This is a genomic window from Micromonospora sp. NPDC000316 (genome assembly GCF_042898885.1).
In the GTDB taxonomy this organism is placed as follows: domain Bacteria; phylum Actinomycetota; class Actinomycetes; order Mycobacteriales; family Micromonosporaceae; genus Micromonospora.
Window position 1 is genome coordinate 102,438 of the sequence record NZ_JBIAZG010000007.1, and the last position, 19,059, is coordinate 121,496.

Genomic DNA, 19,059 nt, shown 5'->3' on the forward strand with positions numbered 1-19,059 from the left:
CCCTCCCACGAAAGGCACCCCCCGCATGCTCTGCATCGGCGTCGATATCGGCGGCACGTTCACCGACGTGATCGTCTACGAGCCGGCCACCGCACGGCTCGCCGAGGCGAAGACGCTGTCGACGCCGCACGACCCCGCGGCCGCGATCTTCGAAGGACTCGCCAAGCTCGGCGTCTCGCTGGACACGGTGGACCGCTTCGTGCACGGCACCACGCGGGTGACGAACGCGTTGTTGGAGGGGTCCGGCGACCCGGTCAGCGTGGTCACCACCGCCGGCTTCCGCGACGTACTGGAGATGGGCCTCGGGCACCGCCCGCAGCTCTACAGCGTCAAGGAGGCGGCCCGCCCGTCGCTGGCGCCCCGCTCGCTGCGGCACGCGCTGCGCGAGCGGGTCGCCGCCGACGGCTCGGTCACCGAACCACTCGACCCCGGCCACCTGGACGAGGTGCTGGACCGGGTGGCAGCCGCCGGGCCGGGAGCCGTCGCGGTCTGCCTGCTGCACTCGTACCGCAACCCCGCCCACGAGCGGGCCGCCGCGCAGCGGCTCGCCGAACGCCACCCGAACCTGGTCTGCACGGTCTCCTCCGACGTCGTGCCGGAGCAGGGCGAGTACGAGCGGTTCGCCACGACGGTGCTCAACGCCAGCGTCCGCGGCGCCGTCGCCGACTACCTGCGCGGGCTCGGCACCGCCCTGGCCAGCGCCGGGTATGTGCACCCGCTGTCCATCATGACCAGCAGCGGCGGCGTCGTCTCCACCGACGAGGCCAGCCGCCTGCCGATCAACCTGGCGCTCTCCGGCCCGGCGGGCGGTGTCGCGGCCGCCGTCCACGTGGCGGGCCTGGCCGGACACTCGAACGTGATCACCTGCGACATCGGCGGCACCAGCACCGACGTCTGCCTGATCAAGGGCGGCTCGCCGCTGATGACAAGCGACGGGACGATCGCCGGGTACCCGAACCGCACCTTCCAGGTGGAGATCAACACGATCGGGGCGGGCGGCGGTTCCATCGCATGGCGCGACCTCGGCGGCGAGCTGCGGATCGGGCCACGCAGCGCGGGCTCCACGCCCGGCCCGGCCTGCTACGGCCGTGGCGGCACCGAGCCGACCACCACCGACGCGCACCTGCTGGTCGGGCACCTCGACCCGCAGGAGAGCCTGGGCGGCGAGGTGCTGCTGGACCGGGCGCCGGCGGCGGCTGCCGCGGCGGCGCTCGCCGGGCAGCTCGGGCTGGACGAGATGGAGCTGGCACACGGCATCCTGCGGCTGGCCACCATCAAGATGACAAGCGCGATCAAGGAGATCTCCGTGGCCCGCGGGCACGACCCGCGCGACTTCGTGCTGATGCCGTTCGGCGGGGCCGGGCCGATGCACGCCACGGCGCTCGCCGACGAGCTGGGCATCCGCCGGGTGCTGGTGCCGCCGGTGCCGGGCAACTTCTCGGCGCTGGGGTTCGTCACGGCCCGCGCCCGGCACGACTACGTGCGTACCGTCCTGGTGGGCGCCGACGAGCCGGGGCTGGCCGCGGCGCGCGAGGCCGTCGCGGAGCTACAGGACGCCGCCCGGGCGCAACTCAAGGCGGAGGACGGCATCGAGGCCGACCAGGTGTCGTTCGCCCTGACCGTGGGCATGCGCTTCCGCGGGCAGAGCCACGACCTGGCCGTCGCGGTGGACGACCTGCCCACCCGGGCCGAGGACCTGGTCGCGGCCTTCCACGACGCGTACGCCGAGCGGTACGCCTACGTGCGTACCGGCCACCCGGCGGAGATCGTCAACTGTCGGCTCACCGCGTTCGGGCCCAGCCCGGAGGTGCGCTTCGCCGCACCGTCCGCCGGCAGGGCCGAGCCGGGCCGAACCCGGCTGTACGGGCTGGACGGCTGGGTGGACGCCGCGGTGTGGCGACGGGCCGAACTGGCCCCCGGCGACACGGTGACCGGCCCGGCCGTGGTGCGCGAGAACGGCAGCACCACCGTCGTCGGGGCCGGCTGGCGCGGCGCCGCCGACGAGCACGGCAACCTGCTGCTCACCCGGGACTGACCCATGTCGCACCTCGCTCTCGACGCCGTCCTGCTCGACGGGGCGACCCGGTGCCCGGACCGGCCGTTGTACGCGTTCGCGGAGCTGGACCGCCCGGTCACGCACGCCGAGTTCGCCGAGCTGGCGGGCCGGGGCGCAGCCGTCCTGGCCGCCCAGGGGATCGGTCGCGGTGACCGGATCGCGGTGTGGTCGGAGAACAGCCTCGCCTGGCTGACGCTGCTCGCGGCGGCGGCCTGGCGCGGCGCCGCCCTGGTCACGCTGCACCCGGGCCTCACCGCGGCGGAGCTGGCCGAGGCGGTGGCCCGGGCCCGGCCGCGCCGGCTGTTCGTGGCCGCGCGGATCCGCGACCGGAACGCGCCCGCCGAGGCGGCCGCCGCGCTGGCCGGTACGCCGTACGCGCCGGACGGCATCCACACGCTCGACGACGACGGCGGTCGGGGCGCGCTCGCGGCGCTGACCGGCTGGGCCGACCCGGCACCGGCACCGACCGGTCACGCCGATGCCGTGCTGAACATCCAGTTCACCTCCGGCTCCACCGGCCCCGCCAAGATGGTGGCGCTGAGCGCCCGCAACCTGGTGCGCAACGCGCAGTGGACGACCCAGGCGGCCGGGCTGCGCCCGGCCGACATCCTCGCCTCACCGCTGCCGCTGGCGCACGCCGCCGGGCTGAGCAGCGGCGCCGTGCTCGCCCTGGTCACCGGGGCGCTCTGGGTGTCGACGCGGCGGTTCCGCTCGGAGACGGTGCTGGACCTCATCGAGCGGCACCGCTGCACCGTGGTGCAGGCCGTCCCGACGATGGCCACGATGCTCGCCGACCGGGTCGAGCGCGAGCCGGGCCGGTGGGACCTGTCCTCGCTACGGGTCGGCTTCCTCGGCGGCGCGCCGTGCCCGCCCGCGCTGCGCGAGCGCACCGTGCGCGTGCTGGGCCTGGACCGCGCCGCCGTCGTCTACGGCCAGACCGAGGCGGGTCCGACCATCAGCGTCGACCCGGGCGACGGCAGCTGCGCCCCGGTCGGCCTGACCGTCGGCCGGATCGTGCCCGGCCTGGAAGCGGCCGTGGTGCGGCCCGGCACCCGGCACGCCGTGCCGCCGGGCGAGCCGGGTGAGCTGCTGGTCCGCGGCGAGTCGGTCGCGGCCGGGTACGTCGACGACCCCGACGCCACCGCCGCGGCCCTGACCGACGACGGCTGGCTGCGCACCGGCGACCTCGGCGCGCTGACCGCCGAGCGGGTGTTCACGCTCACCGGCCGGGTCAAGGAGCTCATCATCCGTGGCGGCGAGAACGTCAGCCCGGCGGAGGTGGAGGCCGTGTTGCTCGACGACGCCGCCGTCGGCCAGGCGTGTGTGCTCGGCGTGCCGTCGGCGCGCTGGGGTGAGGAGGTCGGCGCGCTGCTGGTCGCCGCGCCCGACGCCCGGCTCGACCCCGAGGTGGTGCTCGCCGCCGCCGCCGGGCGGCTGGCCCGACACAAGCTGCCCACACGGGTACGCGCGGTCGCCGGGCTGCCCCTGCTGCCGTCCGGCAAGGTCGACCGGCGCGCCGCGCTGGCGCTGTTCGAGGGGGAGAACTGATGCACCTGGGGTCCTGTTTCCTCGACTCGCTGACCGTCACCAGCTTTTTCGGCAACGCCGAGATGCGGGGGGTGTTCAACGACCGGCAGCTGATGCAGTCCTGGCTGGACGTAGAGGCCGCGCTCGCCCGCGGTCAGGCGTCACTCGGGATCATCCCGCACTCCGCCGCGGAGGCGATCACCGCGACGGCCCGGCTGGAGAAGCTGGACACGGCGGCGCTGACCTCCGACGCCGCGGACACCGTGCACCCGCTGGTGCCGTTGGTGCGCGCCCTGACCGCGGCGTGCCCCGGCGACGCGGGGCGGTACGTGCACCTGGGCGCCACCACACAGGACATCATGGACACCGGGTTCGTGCTGCGTGCCCGCGCCGGCCTGGACATCGTCGGACGCCAACTCGACGAGCTGGTGCGGCTGCTGCGCCGGCTGGCGCTGCGGCACCGCAGCACCCCGATGCCGGCGCGTACGCACGGGCAGCAGGCGCTGCCGACGACGTTCGGGCTGCGCTGCGCGGTGTGGCAGAGCGAGTTGCAGCGCCACCGCGACCGGCTCCGGGAACTGCGCGCCCGGCTGCTCGTGACGAGCATGGGCGGGGCGGCGGGCACGATGGCCGGGTACGGGCCGCAGGCGTTTGCGCTGGAGCGGATCGTCGCCGAGGACCTGGGCCTGGGTGTGGCGGACACCCCGTGGCACGCCACCTCGGACCGGTTCGCCGAGTGCCTGATGGTGCTGGGCCTGGTGGCGGCCAGCGGCGAGAAGCTGGCCCGCGAGGTGTACTTCCTGGGCCGCACCGAGATCGGCGAGGCGTACGAGCCGCAGCGCGCGACCCAGGTAGGCAGCAGCACGATGCCGCACAAGCGCAACCCGATCCGCTGCGAGGCGGTGATCGCGGCGGCCGGCACGCTCCGTGCACAGGTGCCGCTGGCCCTCCAGACGATGGTCGCGCAGGACGACCGGGACATGGGCGTCGGCATGACGTTGTGGAAGCTGCTGCCGGAGTGCTTCATCCTCATCGGCGGCGCCCTGGAGCGCCTGGTCGAGGTGTTCGGCGACCTGGGCGTCAATCCGGACCGGATGCGCGCCAACCTTGATATCACCGGCGGGCTGGTGCTGTCGGAGGCGGTGATGCTGCGGCTGGCGGGCACGCTGGGCCGCGAGGAGGCTCACCACCTGGTGATGCGGGTGGTGCGCGACAGCCTGGAGCAGGACCGCCCGTTCGCCGACGTGCTGCGCGCCGACCCGCAGGTCGCCGCCGCCCTGCCCGGCGAGGACGTCGCCGGGCTGCTGGACCCGCTGTCGTACGTCGGTCACGCCGCCGCCCTGGTGGACCGCGCCCTACTCACCTCGGAGTCACCATGATCACCGAACCGTCCTCCGGGTCTTCCGTGCTGCTCGACCGAGCGGGCCGGCTGGCCCGGATCACGCTGAACCGCCCGCATCGGCGCAACAGCTTCGACCTGGCGATGCTGGCCCGGTTCGAGGACGTGCTGCACGAGGTGGGCCGTGACTCCGAGGTGGAGGTGGTGGTGCTCACCGGCGCTGGGTCGGCGTTCTGCGCCGGCACCGACCTGGACGAGCTGGCCACCCTGGACGCGTCCGCCACCATGCACGTGCAGCGCCGTACGGCCGAGCTGGTGGAGCGTTGGTACCGGTTGGAGCAGACGACGGTGACCGCGTTCAACGGTCCGGCGATCGGCTCCGGCGCGGTGCTCGGGCTGGCCGCGGACGTCCGCGTGGCGGCGGAGAGCTGCTTCTTCACGTTCCCGGAGGTCACCTTCGGCATCCCGCTGACCTGGAGCGGCATGGCGATCTTGGCCGACCTGGTGGGTGCGGACCGGGCGAAGCGCTGGCTGCTGCTGGGTGACCGGATCGACCCGGCCGAGATGCTGCGCCACGACCTGGTCACGGCGGCGGTGCCGGCGGACGAGTTGGGCGCGGCGTGTGACGCGGTGGTCGATCGGCTGCTGGCGGTGTCGCCGGTGGGCCGGTCCATGACGAAGCGGGCCGCGCGCCTGGCCGGGCCGCGGTTCGAGGCCGCCGCGAACGACTCGTACCTGGGTGCCCTCAGCGTCGCGTTGCGACCGGCCGGCGCCTACCCGAAGGGCCAGCAGCGGTGAAGGTGTACGAGTTGCTGGCCGACGCGCTTGTCGCACACGGCGTCGACACGGTGTTCGGCCTGCTGGGCGACGCCAACATGTTCCTCGTCAACGACCTGGTGGACCGGCACGGCGTGCGGTTCGTCGCTGCCCGCAACGAGAACGCCGCCGTGATGATGGCCGACGGGTACGCCCGCGCGTCCGGGCGGTGCGCGGTGGCCACGGTGACCCAGGGGCCGGGGCTGGCGGTGGCGGGCGCCGCGCTGACGATCGCCCGCCAGGCGGGCACCCCGCTTGTGCTGGTGGCGGGCGACACCCCGCCCGGCGACCCGGGGCACGTGCAGAACTTCCCGCAGCAGCCGTTCGCCCTGGCGACGGCGGGCCGCGTGGTGCCGGTGGTGGGCGCGGCGGGCGCGGTCCGGGACGTCGCGGCGGCGTTCCGGCTGGCCGAATCGGCCCGTGGGCCGGTGGTGCTGAATGTGCCCATGGACCTGCAGGACGAGGACGTCCCGCAGGACGTGCCGCCGCCCGTCGCGGTGGTCCGGCCGCGCCCGTCGGGGCCGCCGACCCCGCACCCGGACGACGTGGTGATGCTCGCGGAGCGGCTGCGGAAGGCGGAGCGGCCGGTCGTGCTGGCCGGCCGGGGCGCAGAGGCTGCCGCGGCGGCGGTACGGGAGCTGGCGGACCGCAGCGGGGCGGTGCTGGCCACCACGCTGATGGGAGCGGGCGTCTTCGCCGACCACCCGTACTGCCTGGGGGTGGCCGGTGGGCTGGCCCGGCCGCTGACCCGGCGCGTGCTGGGCGAGGCGGACCTGGTGCTGACGTTCGGGGCCGGGCTGAACCGGTGGACGGCGGACCACGGCCGGCTGTTCGCCCAGGCCGAGGTGGTGGGCGTCGACATCGACGCGGCGGCGCTGGGCGCCCGTTGGCCGGTGGACGTTCAGGTGGTGGGTGACGCGGGGGCGGTGGCCGCCGCGGTGGCCGCCGCGCTGCCGCCGATCTCGCGGCCACAGTGGCGCTCGGCGGAGCTGGCGCGGGAGGTGGCCGAGGCGGACCCGTTCGCCGGGCTGGTCCCGTTGCGGACGGCCGACCGGATCGACCCGCGGGCGTTCCTGCGGGTGTGCGCGCGGCGGTTGCCGCGGCACCGCACCACTGTGGTGGGGGTGGGGCACTTCGGCGGCTGGCCGAACCTGCTGCTGGACTCACCTGCGGTGGACCGGGCGCTGATCGCCCCGTGGGATTTCGGAAGCATCGGTGTGGGGCTGCCGTTCGCGGTGGGCGCCGCGGTGGGTCGTCCGGATCGGCCGGTGGTGGCGTTCGAGGGCGACGGGAGCCTGCTCACCGGGCTGGGTGAGCTGGACACGCTGGCCCGTACGGGCGCTGCGGTGCTGCTGATCGTCCTAGACGACGCGGCGTACGGGGCGGAGGTGCGCAAGCTGCGCCCACGCGGGGTGGATCCGGCGCTGGCCCGCTTCCCTGAACGCGACCTCGCCGCCGTGGCGCGGGCACTGGGCGTGCCGTCGTGGACGGTGACGGACGAGGCCGGTGCCGACGCCGCGTTCGACGCGGTGCTGCCGGTCACCGGCCCCGCCCTGCTGCACGTGCGGGTGCACCCCGACGCCGTGCAGGAACACTTCTGAGCTGGTCAGTGCCCCCAGATCGCGCCCACGCCGTGGCCCATCTGACGCGACAGCTCGTCGGCGGTCCGGACGGCGGCGGCAGCCAGTTCGGCGACGCGGGCCTCGTCGAGGCGGAAGATCGGCCCCGAGACGCTGATCGCGGCGGTGACGTGGCCGAACTGGTCGCGCACCGGCGCGGCGACGACGCGCAGGCCCTCCTCGCTCTCCTCGTCGTTGAGCGCCCACCCCTGCTCGCGGGCCTGGTGCATCCGCTCGGCGAACGTGTCGAGGTCGGCAACGGTGTTGCGGGTCAGCGGCGTGAACTCGGTGTCGGCGAACAGGGCACGGATCTGCTCGTCGTCGTGGTCGAGCAGCAGCGCCTTGCCGGCCGCGCTGCACCACAGCGGGATGCGCCGGCCGAGGCGGGAGACGAGCTGCACGTTGTGGGTGCCGTGCTCGATGTAGATCGACAGCGCGTCGAGCTCGTCGCGGATGGACAGGTTGACCGACTCGCCCTGGTCCTGCGCGAGCTGGTGCAGCAGCGGCCGGGCCAGCGCGTGCATGTCGAGCCCGGAGAGGAAGCGGGCGCCCAGCTCGAAGACGGTGACGCCGAGCCGGTACGCGCCGGTCTCGTCGTTGCGTTGCAGGAAGCCGGTGTCGGCCAGGGCCCGGAACAACCGGCTGGCGGTCGACTTGTGCAGTCCCAGCTCGCGGCTGACGTCGCTGACCTTGCGTTCGACGCTCCCGCTGCGGAAGGCCAGCAGCACGCTGAGGGCGCGGTCGAGCGCCTGGGTGCCGGACTCCCGGGTGACGGGCTCCTCCGCAGCTGGGGGCGGTCCTGCGGCCTGCGACATCTTGCTTCCCACTTTCTCGCTTGATAGTGTTTCATAATATAAACCACGGACCACAATGTGGTCCACGGGAGGCCAGAGCCAAGCCACTTGGCACCACGAGCCGGAACACATGAGGCGTCGCATGACCAAGACGTTGAACCCGATCGACCTCGAGATCGTCACCGAAGGTCTGATCTCGATCGTGCGCGAGATGCGCCAAACGATCTTCCGCACCGCGCACTCCCCCGTCATCGCGGACGCGCAGGACTTCTCCTGCGCCTTGTTCGACCCGAAGGGTCAGATGGTCGCCCAGGGGCGCGACATGCCCGGGCATGTCATCGCCATGCCGGCCTCCGTCGCGGAGATCTTCGCCGACTTTGCCGACGAGATGCGCCCCGGTGACCTCTACATCGTCAACGATCCGTACCGCGGCGGCAGCCACCTCAACGACGTCACCCTGATCACCCCGGTCTTCGTCGACGACGAGCTGTTCCTCTTTCCCTGCGTACGCATGCACTGGGCCGACATCGGTGGGATGACCCCCGGCAGCGTCTCCGGGCAGGCCACCGAGATCCTCCAGGAGGGACTGCGCATCCCGCCGATCAAGCTGATCGAGCAGGGCCGTCCCAACGCCGCCGCGTACGCCATCCTTTTCGCCAACGTGCGGATGGCCGACGAGCGACGCGGTGACCTGGAGAGCTGCATCGCCGCCTGCCACACCGCCGAGCGCCGGCTGCGCGAACTCGTCGGCCGATACGGCGCCGAACTGCTGCTCGACAGCGTCGCCGCCAACATGGACCGCACCGAGCAGCGCCTGCGCGACCGCATCCGCGAGCTGCCCGACGGCGTCTACCGCTACGAGGACTACCTCGACCTCTACACCGACGGCCGGTACGACCCCGCGCTGGTGCGCTGCGTCCTCACCGTCGACGGCGACGAGATCGACGCCGACTTCCGTGGCTCGTCCACACAGGTCGCCGCCGTCGTCAACTCCTCGCGAGCGATGACCGTCGCCGGCGTCTTCATCGCCGTCAAGAGCGCGCTCGACCCCGGTGGTCTGGTCAACCACGGCGCCTTCCGCCCGCTGCGCGTGCACACCGAGCAGGGCACCGTCGTGCACGTCGCCTACCCGGCCCCCGCCAACGCGCACAGCGAGGTGCGCAAGCGCGTCATCTCCGCCGTCATGGCCGCGTTGAGCCAGGTCGCACCCGACCTCATCGCGGCCGACCAATTCGGAACCACCTTCCAGAACCTCATCGGCGGCGTGGACCAACGCACCGGCCGGCCCTACCTGTACTACGACTACCCCGCGGGTGGCAACGGTGGATTCCTCGAATCCGACGGGCCGAGCGCGATGAACCCCGTCGACCTCGGGGACATCTCCACCATCCAGTCCGTCGAACGGCTGGAAACCGAGATCCCGATCCTCATCGACGCGTCCGAACTGCGCCTCGGCTCGTGCGGCGACGGGACGCGCCGCGGTGGGCTCGGCAGCCGGCGCGAGACCCGGCTGCTCGCCAGCACCGGCGCCTACTCCGTGCAGACCGACCGCACCACGGTGCCGCCGTACGGTCTGCACCACGGCGGCCCCGGCGCCCCCACCGTCACGTTCGTGCGCCGTGCGAGCGGCGAGCGGGTCGACTTCGCGACCCCCGGCAAGGTCGCCGGCTTCACCATGCGCGCCGGCGACGTCCTCGTCATGGAGTCCGCCGGCGGCGGCGGGTGGGGTGACCCGCTCGACCGCGAACCCGCCGAGGTCGCCGACGACGTGACGCAGGGATACCTCAGCGCCGCCGACGCCGAACGCCGCTACGGGCTGCGGCTCGACGACGACGGCCGGGTCGACCTCGGCGCGACCGCGGCGACCCGGCAGGAGATGCGCGGGGAGCGGCGGTGGCTGCGCGTCACCACCACCGACCGTGAGCCGTACGCCGGTGAGCGCGGCCGGCGCCGGATCGTCTACGTGGCACCGGGCGCGGGCCTGGCCGAGGGCGCCCTCGTGGAGATCCACGGCACGCACCCCGCGCCCCTGCGGGCCTGGGTCCGGCACGACGCCGGCCTGGCCGACGACCAACTGGCCCTCGACGACGACGGGCTGCAGATCCTCGGCGCCGAACCCGACGAGCGCACGTTCGTGCGGGTGCTGGCCGACCGGGGCACGACCGGGGAGGGACCGGCATGAGCAGAGTCTTCCGGGTGCCCGTGGCGCCCGCCCGTCCGGGCGGCGTCGGCCGCACCGGCACCACCGAGCGGCTGCCGCAGGAGGCGCCCGCCCGCGCCGGCATCGTCGCCGGGATCATGAGCCCGCACCCGCCGCACCTGATCTACGCGGAGAACCCGCCGCAGAACGAGCCGCGCTCCACCGGCGGCTGGGAGGTGCTGCGCTGGGCGTACGAGCGGCTGCGCAAGCGCATCCGCGAGGTGCACCGCCCGGACGTGCTGATCGTGCACGCCCCGCACTGGATCACGATGGTCGGTCACCACGTCAACTGTGTGCCCAACCCGCGCGGCGTCTCCGTCGAGCCGATCTTCCCGCACCTGTTCCGGTACTCCTACGACTTCCGCTCCGACGTCGAGCTGGGCGAGGCCATCGCCGACGAGGCCAGCGACCTCGGCCTGGTCACCCGCAAACTGCGGGACCCACGGGTACGGGTGGACTACGCCACGATCGGCGCGCTGCACCTGGTCAACCCCGCCTGGGACATCCCGGTGGTGTCGCTGTCGGCCAACAACAACCCGTACTTCTACTCCGACGCGTCGCTGGAGGAGATGGAGGTGCTGGGCGAGGCGACCCGCCGGGCCGTGGAGCGCACCGGCCGCCGCGCCGTGCTGCTGGCCTCCAACTCCCTGTCGCACCTGCACTGGCACGAGGAGCCGGAGCTGCCGGAGGACATGGAACGCGAGCACCCGTACAACAACCACCAGTACCGCTGGGACATGAAGCTGCTGGAGGCGATCCGCCGCGGGCCGACCGCGCCGCTGCGCGAGTTGATCCCCGAGCACATCGAGGCCACCGCGTCGGAGACCAAGGCGGGCAGCCTCACCTGGATGCTGGCCGCGATGGGCTGGCCGCAGATACCCGGCGACGTCATGGGCTACGGCACGATCATCGGCACCGGCAACGCGGTCGTCGAGTGGACGCCCGAAGGAGACCGCCGTGCCTGACACCGGGATCATCGCCGGGGCGCTGCTGCCCGGCATGCCGCACCTGTTGGCGGAGAAGCCCGCGCAGTGCTGGGCCGACCTGGCCAGCGCCGCCCGCGACGTCGGCGACCGACTGCGCCGACTCAAGCCCGACGTGGTGCTGCTGCTGTCCACGCAGTGGTTCACCGTCCTGGGCCACCAGTTCCAGTGCGACCCGAACCCGCGCGGCGAGCACGTCGACGAGAACTGGTACGCCTACGACTACGGCCTGCTCCGCTACGACCTGCGCTTCGACGTGCCGTTCACCGAGCGGTGGGCCGACCAGGTGCAGAAGGACGGCATGCAGGCCCGGCGGACCCGCTACGACGGCTTCCCGATCGACACCGGCACCATCGTCACCTCGGCGCTGCTCGACCCGGGCCGTGAGCTGCGCTGGTCACAGGTGTCGTGCAACCTGTACGCCGACGCGCAGACGCTCGCCGACGTCGGCGCGGCCGGCGCCGCCGCGGCCCGCGAGGCCGGCGTACGCGCCGCCGTCGTCGTGGTCTCCGGCATGTCGTCCGGCCTGATCCAGCAGTGGATCGAGCCGCACGAGGACCACATCGGCGACCCCGCGCACGACCGCTGGAACCGGCGGGTGCTGGACCTGCTGACCGCCGGCAAGGTCGACGAGGCGCTGAAGATCCGCGAGGACTTCGCCCGCCAGGCGCAGGCCGACAGCCAGTTCCGCGCGCTGGCGTTCGCCGCCGGCGCCGGGGCGGCGACCGGACCGGCGCAACTGCACGGGTACGGACCGCTCTGGGGCACCGGCGGCGCCGTCCTGTCCTGGAACCTGCCCTAAACACTGGAAAAGGAGAAACCATGCGGAACATGGCTGCCGGCTTCGTCGAGGCCGAGGGCTACACCGCCATCTTCGACGCGGTCGATGCGATGGTGAAGGCCACCGAGGTCGAGGTGACCCGCGTCGTCCGCCTCGGCGGCGGCATCGTCGCCGTCGCGCTGCGCGGCGACCTGGCCACCGTCGAGGAGGCCGTCGACATCGGCGAGGCGACCGCCAAGGCCAAGAGCCGGACGGTCCACTCCATCGTCTTCGCCAGCCCCTGCGACGCGGTGTCGGCGCTCGCCGTCGACCCCCGTCTCGTCGGCAACTGACCCGGTAAGGAGAACAGCACATGCCTTCTGACATCGCCATCGGCATCGTCGAGACCCGGGGCGTCGTCGCCCTGTCCGCCGGAATCGAAGCCATGATCAAAACTGCGGACGTCCGTTGCATCGCCGTGGAGCGGGTGACCAGCGGCTACCTCGCCGTCGCCGTGCAGGGCACCCTCGCGGCCGTTCGACAGGCCGTCGCCTCCGGCGAGGCCGCCATCCGGGCACACGGCGACCTGCGCAGCTCGCAGGTGTACCCCAAGCCCCACCCCACCACTGCCGCGCTGCTGGAGGACCCGGAGGCCTCCCGGATCCGCGAGGTCATGGCGAGCCTGCGGGGAGACGCCTGATGATGCTCGGCGAGGTCATCGCCAAGGTCTGGCCGGACAAGATCCTGCCGGCGTTGCAGGGCCGCCGGCTGGTGCTGGTCCGGCCCCGCACCGACGGGCCCGACCTCGTCGCGATCGACCCGCTCAACGTGGGCGTCGGCACCGTCGTGCTGGTCGCCACCGACGAGGCAGCCGCCGCGGCGACTGGTGAGCCGACGGCCGACGCGGCCATCGTGGCACTCGTCGCCGACTCCACGATCGAACGATAAGGACCGCCATGACATCCGGGCGTACCACCCGCTGGCCGAGCGGCCTGATCGACGGCCGTCCGAGCGGCGACCTGCTGCTGCCCAACTACGTCGGTGGTGAATTCGTCACCGGCGGCACCCCGTTCGCGAAGGTGTCGCCGGTGACCGGCGAGACGATCCTGCACGTCGCCGAAGCGGACTCCGCCACGGTGGACGCGGCGGTGGCCGCCGCACGGGCTGCGCTGCGCGGGCCGTGGGGCGCAATGGGTGAGGGCGAACGGGCCGTCGTACTCCGCCGGGTCGCCGACGAATTGGAACGCCGCTTCGACGACCTCGTCGCGGCCGAGGTCGCCGACACCGGAAAGTCGGTGTCGCAGGCCCGCACCCTGGACATCCCGCGTGGCGCCGCGAACTTCCGCGCGTTCGCCGACGTCATCACGGCCACGCCGACGGAGTCGTTCACCACCGTCACGGCGGGCGGTGGGCGGGCGCTGAACTACGCGGTACGCAAGCCGGTCGGCGTGGTGGCGATCATCGTTCCGTGGAACCTGCCGCTGCTGCTGCTGACCTGGAAGGTGGCGCCCGCGTTGGCGTGCGGCAACGCCGTGGTCGTGAAGCCCAGCGAGGAGACGCCCTCGTCGGCGACCGTGCTGGCCGAGGTGATGGCCGCGGCCGGCGTACCCGACGGGGTGTTCAACCTGGTGCACGGCTTCGGTCCCGGCTCGGCGGGCGAGGCGCTCACCCGGCACCCCGGTGTGGACGCGATCACCTTCACCGGCGAGTCCTCGACCGGCTCGGCCATCATGCGTTCCGCCGCGGACGGCGTGAAGGCCGTCTCGTTCGAGTTGGGCGGCAAGAACGCCGGGCTGGTCTTCGCGGACGCCGACCTGGACGCGGCAGTCGAGGGCTCGGTGCGGTCCAGCTTCACCAACGGCGGTCAGGTGTGCCTGTGCACCGAGCGGCTGTACGTGCAGCGGCCGGTCTTCGACGAGTTCGCGGCCCGACTGGCGAAGCGTGCCGAGGAGTTGGCGTTCGGCTGGCCGTCGGAGGCGGCGACGATGACGATGCCGCTGATCTCCGCCAAGCACCGGGAGAAGGTGCTCGGCCACTACGAACTGGCCCGCGCCGAGGGTGCGACAGTGCTGGCCGGCGGTGGTGTGCCGGTGTTCGGCGACGATCGCGACGGCGGCTCGTACGTGCAGCCCACCGTCCTGACCGGACTTGGGCAGCAGGCCCGCACGGTCCGCGAGGAGATCTTCGGGCCGGTCTGCCACATCGCGCCGTTCGACGACGAGGACGAGGCGTTCGCGCTCGCCAACGACAGCGAGTACGGCCTGGCCGCCACCGTGTGGACCCGCGACGTGGGCCGCGCGCACCGGGCCGGGGCGCGGCTCGACGCCGGCCTGGTCTGGGTGAACACGTGGTTCCTGCGGGACCTGCGCACCCCGTTCGGCGGGGTGAAGGCGTCCGGTGTGGGTCGTGAGGGTGGCACGCACTCGCTGCACTTCTACTCCGAACTCACCAACGTCTGCGTGGACCTCGGATGAGCGCCGACATCGAAGCCGCGGCGGCGGCGCTGCGCGAGGCGTACGCCACCGGGGTTGCCCGGGCTCCGCTGCGCGACGACCTACTGCCGGCCGGCGACCTGCGGACCGCGTACGCCGTGCAGCAGGCACAGGTCACGGCCTGGCTCGCCGAGGGCCGCCGGCCGGTCGGCGCGAAGGTGGGCCTGACGTCGCGGACGGTGCAGGAGGCGTTCGGCGTCTTCCAGCCCGACTTCGGGGTCCTCTTCGGCGACATGGCCGTCCCGGACGGCGCCGACGTCGACCTGCGCGGCCTGCTGCAACCGCGCGTCGAGGCGGAGGTGGCGTTCGTGCTCGGCCGGGACCTCTCCTACGAGCAGGTCACCGTCGCCGACGTGGTGCGGGCCACCGACCATCTGCTGCCCGCCATCGAGATCGTCGACTCGCGGATCGCCGGTTGGGATATCTCCATCGTGGACACCGTGGCGGACAACGCCTCCAGCGGCAGGTACGTGCTGGGCACCACCCCACGCCGGGTGCGCGACGTCGACCTGCGGCTGTGCGGGGCGGTGCTGGAGCACGGTGGCGAGCCGGTCTCCGTCGGAGCCGGGGCGGCGTGCCTGGGCAACCCGCTGCACGCCGTCGCCTGGCTGGCGGCGACGCTCGCCACGAACGGTCGGCCGCTGCGCGCCGGGGACACGGTGCTGTCCGGCGCGCTCGGGCCGATGGTGACGGTCACCCCGGGTGCCGCGTACGAGGCTCGGATCTCCGGCCTGGGCAGCGTCCGGGCCTGCTTCTCGAAGGGTGACGCATGACCACCGGCGTGGCGGTAATCGGCTCCGGCAACATCGGCACCGACCTGATGATCAAAGTGCTGCGGCTGTCGGAGTCGCTGCGGATGGTGGCGATGGCCGGCATCGACCCGGCCTCCGACGGCCTGGCCCGGGCTCGCCGCCTCGGCGTGGCCACCACCGCGAAGGGCGTCGACGGGCTCGTCGCGATGCCGGAGTTCGCCGATGTCGGCATCGTCTTCGACGCCACCAGCGCGGGCGCGCACCGGCACAACGACGCGGTGCTTCGCCAGCACGGCATCCGGGTGGTCGACCTGACCCCGGCCGCGATCGGCCCGTACGTCGTACCGCCGGTGAACCTGGATGCCCACCTGGGCGAGCGCAACGTCAACATGGTCACCTGCGGCGGCCAGGCGACCGTGCCGATCGTCGCGGCCGTCGCCGCGGTCGCGCCCGTGGCGTACGGCGAGATCGTCGCCTCGATCGCCTCCCGCTCGGCCGGGCCGGGCACCCGCGCCAACATCGACGAGTTCACCGAGACCACGGCCCGTGCCATCGAGGTGGTCGGCGGGGCGGGCCGCGGCAAGGCGGTGATCGTGCTGAACCCGGCCGAGCCGCCGTTGCTGATGCGCGACACCGTCTACTGCCTGTGCCCGAACGTGGACGCCGACCGGGCGGCGATCGCCGCGTCGGTGGAGGCGATGGCGGCGGCGGTGCGGCAGTACGTGCCCGGCTATCGGCTCAAGCAGGACGTGCAGTTCACCGAGGTGGACGCGCACGTGCCGGCGCTCGGCGGGCACTTCACCGGCCTGCAGGTCGCCGTCTTCCTGGAGGTCTCCGGCGCGGGTCACTATCTGCCCGCGTACGCCGGCAACCTCGACATCATGACAAGCGCCGCGCTGCGCACCGCCGAACGGATGGCCTCGTCGTGACCGACCTCTACATCCAGGACGTCACCCTGCGCGATGGCATGCACGCCATCGGGCACCGCTACACGGTCGGGCAGGTCACCGAGATCGCGGCGGCGCTGGACGCCGCCGGGGTGGCGGCGATCGAGGTGGCACACGGCGACGGCCTCGCCGGATCCAGCGTCAACTACGGCCACGGCGCCGCGACCGACGCCGACTGGATCAGCGCTGCCGCGTCCGTGCTGACCCGCGCGAAGCTGACCACGCTGCTGCTGCCGGGCATCGGTACGATCGCCGACCTGAGGGCCGCCCACGATCTCGGCGTCACAAGCGTGCGGGTGGCGACGCACTGCACCGAGGCGGACATCTCCGCGCAGCACATCGCCTGGGCCCGGGAGAACGGCATGGACGTGGCCGGGTTCCTGATGATGTCGCACATGGCCGACCCGGGCACCCTGGCGGCGCAGGCGAAGCTGATGGAGTCGTACGGGGCGCACTGCGTCTACATCACCGACTCCGGTGGCCGGCTCACCATGGCGGACGTGGCGCAGCGGGCCGACGCGTACCGGCAGGTGCTCGACCCCGCGACGGAGATCGGCATCCACGCGCACCACAACCTGTCGCTGGGGGTGGCGAACAGCCTCGTCGCGGTCGAGCACGGGGTGCGCCGGGTGGACGCCTCGCTGGCCGGGATGGGCGCCGGGGCGGGGAACGCGCCGCTGGAGGTGTTCATCGCGGTGGCCGAGTTGAACGGCTGGCAGCATGGCTGCGACGTGTTCGCGCTGATGGACGCCGCCGAGGATCTGGTGCGCCCGTTGCAGGACCGGCCGGTGCGGGTGGACCGGGAGACGCTGTCGCTGGGCTTCGCCGGCGTCTACTCGTCGTTCCTGCGGCACGCCGAGAGCGCCGCGGGGCGTTACGGGGTGGACGTACGCACGATCCTGATGGAGTTGGGCCGCCGCCGGATGGTGGGCGGCCAGGAGGACATGATCGTCGACGTGGCGCTGGACCTGGTCCGGGACGCCGGAAAGGACCCGAAGTGATCGACACCCTCGCCGCCCGCCTCGACGAGGCCGCCGTGTCGCACACCGCGGTCGCGCAGTTCGGCGCGGACGCCGGCCTCGACGTGACCACCGCGTACGCGGTGCAGGAGGCCCTGGTGGCGCGACGGCTGGACCGCGGCGAGGCCCTGGTCGGGTTGAAGCTGGGCCTGACCAGCCGCGCGAAGATGACCCAGATGGGCGTCGACGAGGTGATCTGGGGTCGGCTCACCGACGCGATGCACGTGCCCGACGGCGGCACCGTCGACCTGTCCGGGCGCATCCACCCGAAGGTCGAGCCGGAGGTCGCGTTCCTCGTCGAGGGCGGCGAGATCGCCGCGATCGCCCCGGCCATCGAGCTGATCGACTCCCGCTACGTGGATTTCCGGTTCACCCTGCCGGAGGTGATCGCGGACAACACGTCCGCTTCCGGCTTCGTCGTCGGGCCGTGGCGGCCGGTGCCGGACGGCGTCGACAACCTCGGCGTGCTGCTGGAGGTCGACGGCCGCGTCGCGCAGGTCGGCTCCACCGCCGCGATACTCGGCGACCCGCGCCGCGCCCTGCCCGCGGCGGCCCGCCTCGCCGGGGAGCTGCGCGACGGCTGGGTGCTGCTGGCCGGCGCGGCGACGGCCGCCGTGCCGTTGCGGCCGGGCGCGCACGTGCGGGTCACCGTCGAGCAGCTCGGCACGGCGTCGCTGCGGGCGTCGGCATGAGCGGGGCCCGGGTCGTCGCCGGCAAGGCCGTGCCGCGCGGCCGGTTCCCGCACGTCAAGGTCGCGGGCGGTCTCGTCTTCGTGTCCGGTACGAGCAGCCGCCGCCCCGACAACACGATCGCCGGTGCGACGGTGGACGCCATGGGCACCACGTCGCTGGACATCGCCACGCAGACCCGCGCCGTCGTCGAGAACATGCGTGACATCCTTCGCGACGTCGGAGCGGACCTGTCCGACCTCGTGCAGGTCACCACGTACCTGGTCAGCATGAACGACTTCGGCGGCTACAACGACGTGTACGCCGAGTTCTTCGACGAGACCGGGCCGACGCGCACCACCGTGGCCGTGCACCAGTTGCCCCACCCGCACCTGCTGATCGAGATGCAGGGGATCGCGGTGTTGCCGGTCCGGTGACCTGGGCTGCGTGGGGCACCCAGGGTCATATAGTCGTGCGGTGAACGTGGAGCGGGTTCGGCAGGCGTACGCGTCCGTCGCCGAGGTCTACATCGGGCTGTTCGGCACCCGCGAGCAGGTACACCCCGACGACCTCGCCTTCATCGGGCGGCATTTGGCGGGCCGACCGGGCCCGGTGCTCGACCTGGGCTGCGGGCCCGGTCATCTCACCGACCACCTCCGCTCGCTGGGCGTCGACGCGACGGGCATCGACCCGGTCGGAGAGTTCATCGCCCACGCGCGCAAGACCCACCCGGACGGCCGGTACCAGCTCGGATCGTTGGAGAGCCTCGCCGTCGCCGACCACTCGCTGGCCGGCATCCTGGCCTGGTATTCGCTGATCCATCTGCCGCCGCAGGAGTTCGACGGCGTGCTGGCCACGTTCCGGAGGGCGATCTCCCCTTCCGGGATGCTGGTGCTCGGCCTCTTCGAGGGCGATGAGGTAGCGGCATTCGACCACAAGGTCGTGACGGCCTACCGCTGGCCCTTCGACGAGGTCTCCACGCGGCTGGCACGAGCCGGTTTCACGGAGGTCGAGCGCCTGCTGCGGCCGGGCGACGGCCAGCATCGACCGCATGGTGCCATCGCGGCCATCGCCACCGGAAGGTGAG

General features: G+C 73.0%; 19 protein-coding genes. 18 read left to right on the forward strand and 1 reads right to left on the reverse strand.

What is annotated here, in order from left to right; genetic code table 11:
• The first annotated feature begins 25 nt into the window (after nt 1–25).
• From ACFY2Q_RS16890 to ACFY2Q_RS16910, 5 genes are read left to right on the forward strand one after another with little or no spacing between them, the layout of a single operon-like run.
• Entirely contained in the window at nt 26–2,035 is a 2,010-nt protein-coding gene (locus ACFY2Q_RS16890; RefSeq protein WP_387131105.1) for a hydantoinase/oxoprolinase family protein, read from the forward strand.
• A 3-nt stretch (nt 2,036–2,038) separates the two neighbouring features.
• Nucleotides 2,039–3,604: a class I adenylate-forming enzyme family protein gene (locus ACFY2Q_RS16895; protein ID WP_357483193.1), complete on the forward strand. Its 1,566-nt coding sequence runs from the start codon at nt 2,039–2,041 to the stop codon at nt 3,602–3,604.
• Nucleotides 3,604–4,962, forward strand: a complete 1,359-nt coding sequence (purB, locus tag ACFY2Q_RS16900) for an adenylosuccinate lyase (RefSeq protein WP_387131107.1) — start codon at nt 3,604–3,606, stop codon at nt 4,960–4,962. The genes ACFY2Q_RS16895 and purB overlap by 1 nt, the downstream gene beginning before the upstream one ends.
• Nucleotides 4,959–5,720 (forward strand): enoyl-CoA hydratase/isomerase family protein, encoded by a 762-nt coding sequence (locus ACFY2Q_RS16905; RefSeq protein WP_387131108.1) that lies wholly within the window; start codon nt 4,959–4,961, stop codon nt 5,718–5,720. Before purB ends, ACFY2Q_RS16905 begins: the two co-directional genes overlap by 4 nt.
• A complete protein-coding gene (locus ACFY2Q_RS16910) occupies nt 5,717–7,339 on the forward strand; it encodes a thiamine pyrophosphate-binding protein (protein ID WP_387131110.1) in 1,623 nt (540 codons plus the stop codon). Before ACFY2Q_RS16905 ends, ACFY2Q_RS16910 begins: the two co-directional genes overlap by 4 nt.
• 5 nt (nt 7,340–7,344) lie before the next feature.
• On the opposite strand, the gene ACFY2Q_RS16915 is transcribed toward ACFY2Q_RS16910, so the two are convergent.
• Nucleotides 7,345–8,172, reverse strand: a complete 828-nt coding sequence (locus ACFY2Q_RS16915; RefSeq protein ID WP_387131112.1) for an IclR family transcriptional regulator — start codon at nt 8,170–8,172, stop codon at nt 7,345–7,347.
• A 121-nt stretch (nt 8,173–8,293) separates the two neighbouring features.
• On the opposite strand from ACFY2Q_RS16915, the gene ACFY2Q_RS16920 reads away from it, so the two are divergent.
• The 13 genes from ACFY2Q_RS16920 to ACFY2Q_RS16980 are packed head-to-tail and all read left to right on the forward strand — an operon-like array spanning nt 8,294 to nt 19,058.
• Nucleotides 8,294–10,333 carry a hydantoinase B/oxoprolinase family protein gene (locus ACFY2Q_RS16920; protein ID WP_387131114.1) on the forward strand — a complete coding sequence of 680 codons (2,040 nt, stop codon included), beginning with the start codon at nt 8,294–8,296 and terminating at the stop codon, nt 10,331–10,333.
• A complete protein-coding gene (locus ACFY2Q_RS16925) occupies nt 10,330–11,316 on the forward strand; it encodes a tRNA U-34 5-methylaminomethyl-2-thiouridine biosynthesis protein (RefSeq protein ID WP_387131116.1) in 987 nt (328 codons plus the stop codon). The genes ACFY2Q_RS16920 and ACFY2Q_RS16925 overlap by 4 nt, the downstream gene beginning before the upstream one ends.
• The gene (locus ACFY2Q_RS16930; protein ID WP_387131117.1) at nt 11,309–12,136 is read left to right on the forward strand and encodes a 2-amino-5-chlorophenol 1,6-dioxygenase subunit alpha; all 828 of its coding nucleotides are present in this window, start codon (nt 11,309–11,311) and stop codon (nt 12,134–12,136) included. The genes ACFY2Q_RS16925 and ACFY2Q_RS16930 overlap by 8 nt, the downstream gene beginning before the upstream one ends.
• Nucleotides 12,137–12,156: 20 nt before the next feature.
• Nucleotides 12,157–12,447, forward strand: coding sequence for a BMC domain-containing protein (locus ACFY2Q_RS16935; protein ID WP_354824231.1), 291 nt, complete (start codon nt 12,157–12,159; stop codon nt 12,445–12,447).
• A 20-nt stretch (nt 12,448–12,467) separates the two neighbouring features.
• The gene (locus ACFY2Q_RS16940; RefSeq protein ID WP_356999314.1) at nt 12,468–12,794 is read left to right on the forward strand and encodes a BMC domain-containing protein; all 327 of its coding nucleotides are present in this window, start codon (nt 12,468–12,470) and stop codon (nt 12,792–12,794) included.
• Nucleotides 12,794–13,042: a EutN/CcmL family microcompartment protein gene (locus ACFY2Q_RS16945; RefSeq protein ID WP_356999312.1), complete on the forward strand. Its 249-nt coding sequence runs from the start codon at nt 12,794–12,796 to the stop codon at nt 13,040–13,042. The genes ACFY2Q_RS16940 and ACFY2Q_RS16945 overlap by 1 nt, the downstream gene beginning before the upstream one ends.
• Nucleotides 13,043–13,089: 47 nt before the next feature.
• A complete protein-coding gene (locus tag ACFY2Q_RS16950; RefSeq protein WP_387131295.1) occupies nt 13,090–14,568 on the forward strand; it encodes a 2-hydroxymuconic semialdehyde dehydrogenase in 1,479 nt (492 codons plus the stop codon).
• Nucleotides 14,565–15,359 carry a 2-keto-4-pentenoate hydratase gene (locus ACFY2Q_RS16955; protein WP_387131119.1) on the forward strand — a complete coding sequence of 265 codons (795 nt, stop codon included), beginning with the start codon at nt 14,565–14,567 and terminating at the stop codon, nt 15,357–15,359. Before ACFY2Q_RS16950 ends, ACFY2Q_RS16955 begins: the two co-directional genes overlap by 4 nt.
• Complete coding sequence (locus tag ACFY2Q_RS16960; RefSeq protein WP_357483177.1) at nt 15,356–16,267, forward strand: acetaldehyde dehydrogenase (acetylating); 912 nt, start codon at nt 15,356–15,358, stop codon at nt 16,265–16,267. Before ACFY2Q_RS16955 ends, ACFY2Q_RS16960 begins: the two co-directional genes overlap by 4 nt.
• A complete protein-coding gene (dmpG, locus tag ACFY2Q_RS16965) occupies nt 16,264–17,286 on the forward strand; it encodes a 4-hydroxy-2-oxovalerate aldolase (protein WP_387131121.1) in 1,023 nt (340 codons plus the stop codon). The genes ACFY2Q_RS16960 and dmpG overlap by 4 nt, the downstream gene beginning before the upstream one ends.
• Entirely contained in the window at nt 17,283–17,996 is a 714-nt protein-coding gene (locus ACFY2Q_RS16970) for a 2-keto-4-pentenoate hydratase (protein WP_387131122.1), read from the forward strand. The genes dmpG and ACFY2Q_RS16970 overlap by 4 nt, the downstream gene beginning before the upstream one ends.
• Nucleotides 17,993–18,409 carry a RidA family protein gene (locus ACFY2Q_RS16975; RefSeq protein WP_387131124.1) on the forward strand — a complete coding sequence of 139 codons (417 nt, stop codon included), beginning with the start codon at nt 17,993–17,995 and terminating at the stop codon, nt 18,407–18,409. Before ACFY2Q_RS16970 ends, ACFY2Q_RS16975 begins: the two co-directional genes overlap by 4 nt.
• Before the next feature lie 40 nt (nt 18,410–18,449).
• On the forward strand, nt 18,450–19,058 hold the full coding sequence (locus ACFY2Q_RS16980; protein ID WP_387131126.1) for a class I SAM-dependent DNA methyltransferase: 609 nt from the start codon (nt 18,450–18,452) through the stop codon (nt 19,056–19,058).
• Nucleotide 19,059: the final 1 nt, after the last annotated feature.

Excerpts from the sequence above, each read along its gene's own strand:
- ACFY2Q_RS16890 (WP_387131105.1), top strand. The coding sequence starts at position 26 with ATGCTCTGCATCGGCGTCGATATCGGCGGCACGTTCACCGACGTGATC.
- ACFY2Q_RS16895 (WP_357483193.1), top strand. The coding sequence starts at position 2,039 with ATGTCGCACCTCGCTCTCGACGCCGTCCTGCTCGACGGGGCGACCCGG.
- purB (WP_387131107.1), top strand. The coding sequence starts at position 3,604 with ATGCACCTGGGGTCCTGTTTCCTCGACTCGCTGACCGTCACCAGCTTT.
- ACFY2Q_RS16905 (WP_387131108.1), top strand. The coding sequence starts at position 4,959 with ATGATCACCGAACCGTCCTCCGGGTCTTCCGTGCTGCTCGACCGAGCG.
- ACFY2Q_RS16915 (WP_387131112.1), bottom strand. The coding sequence starts at position 8,172 with ATGTCGCAGGCCGCAGGACCGCCCCCAGCTGCGGAGGAGCCCGTCACC.
- ACFY2Q_RS16920 (WP_387131114.1), top strand. The coding sequence starts at position 8,294 with ATGACCAAGACGTTGAACCCGATCGACCTCGAGATCGTCACCGAAGGT.
- ACFY2Q_RS16925 (WP_387131116.1), top strand. The coding sequence starts at position 10,330 with ATGAGCAGAGTCTTCCGGGTGCCCGTGGCGCCCGCCCGTCCGGGCGGC.
- ACFY2Q_RS16935 (WP_354824231.1), top strand. The coding sequence starts at position 12,157 with ATGCGGAACATGGCTGCCGGCTTCGTCGAGGCCGAGGGCTACACCGCC.
- ACFY2Q_RS16940 (WP_356999314.1), top strand. The coding sequence starts at position 12,468 with ATGCCTTCTGACATCGCCATCGGCATCGTCGAGACCCGGGGCGTCGTC.
- ACFY2Q_RS16945 (WP_356999312.1), top strand. The coding sequence starts at position 12,794 with ATGATGCTCGGCGAGGTCATCGCCAAGGTCTGGCCGGACAAGATCCTG.
- ACFY2Q_RS16955 (WP_387131119.1), top strand. The coding sequence starts at position 14,565 with ATGAGCGCCGACATCGAAGCCGCGGCGGCGGCGCTGCGCGAGGCGTAC.
- ACFY2Q_RS16960 (WP_357483177.1), top strand. The coding sequence starts at position 15,356 with ATGACCACCGGCGTGGCGGTAATCGGCTCCGGCAACATCGGCACCGAC.
- ACFY2Q_RS16975 (WP_387131124.1), top strand. The coding sequence starts at position 17,993 with ATGAGCGGGGCCCGGGTCGTCGCCGGCAAGGCCGTGCCGCGCGGCCGG.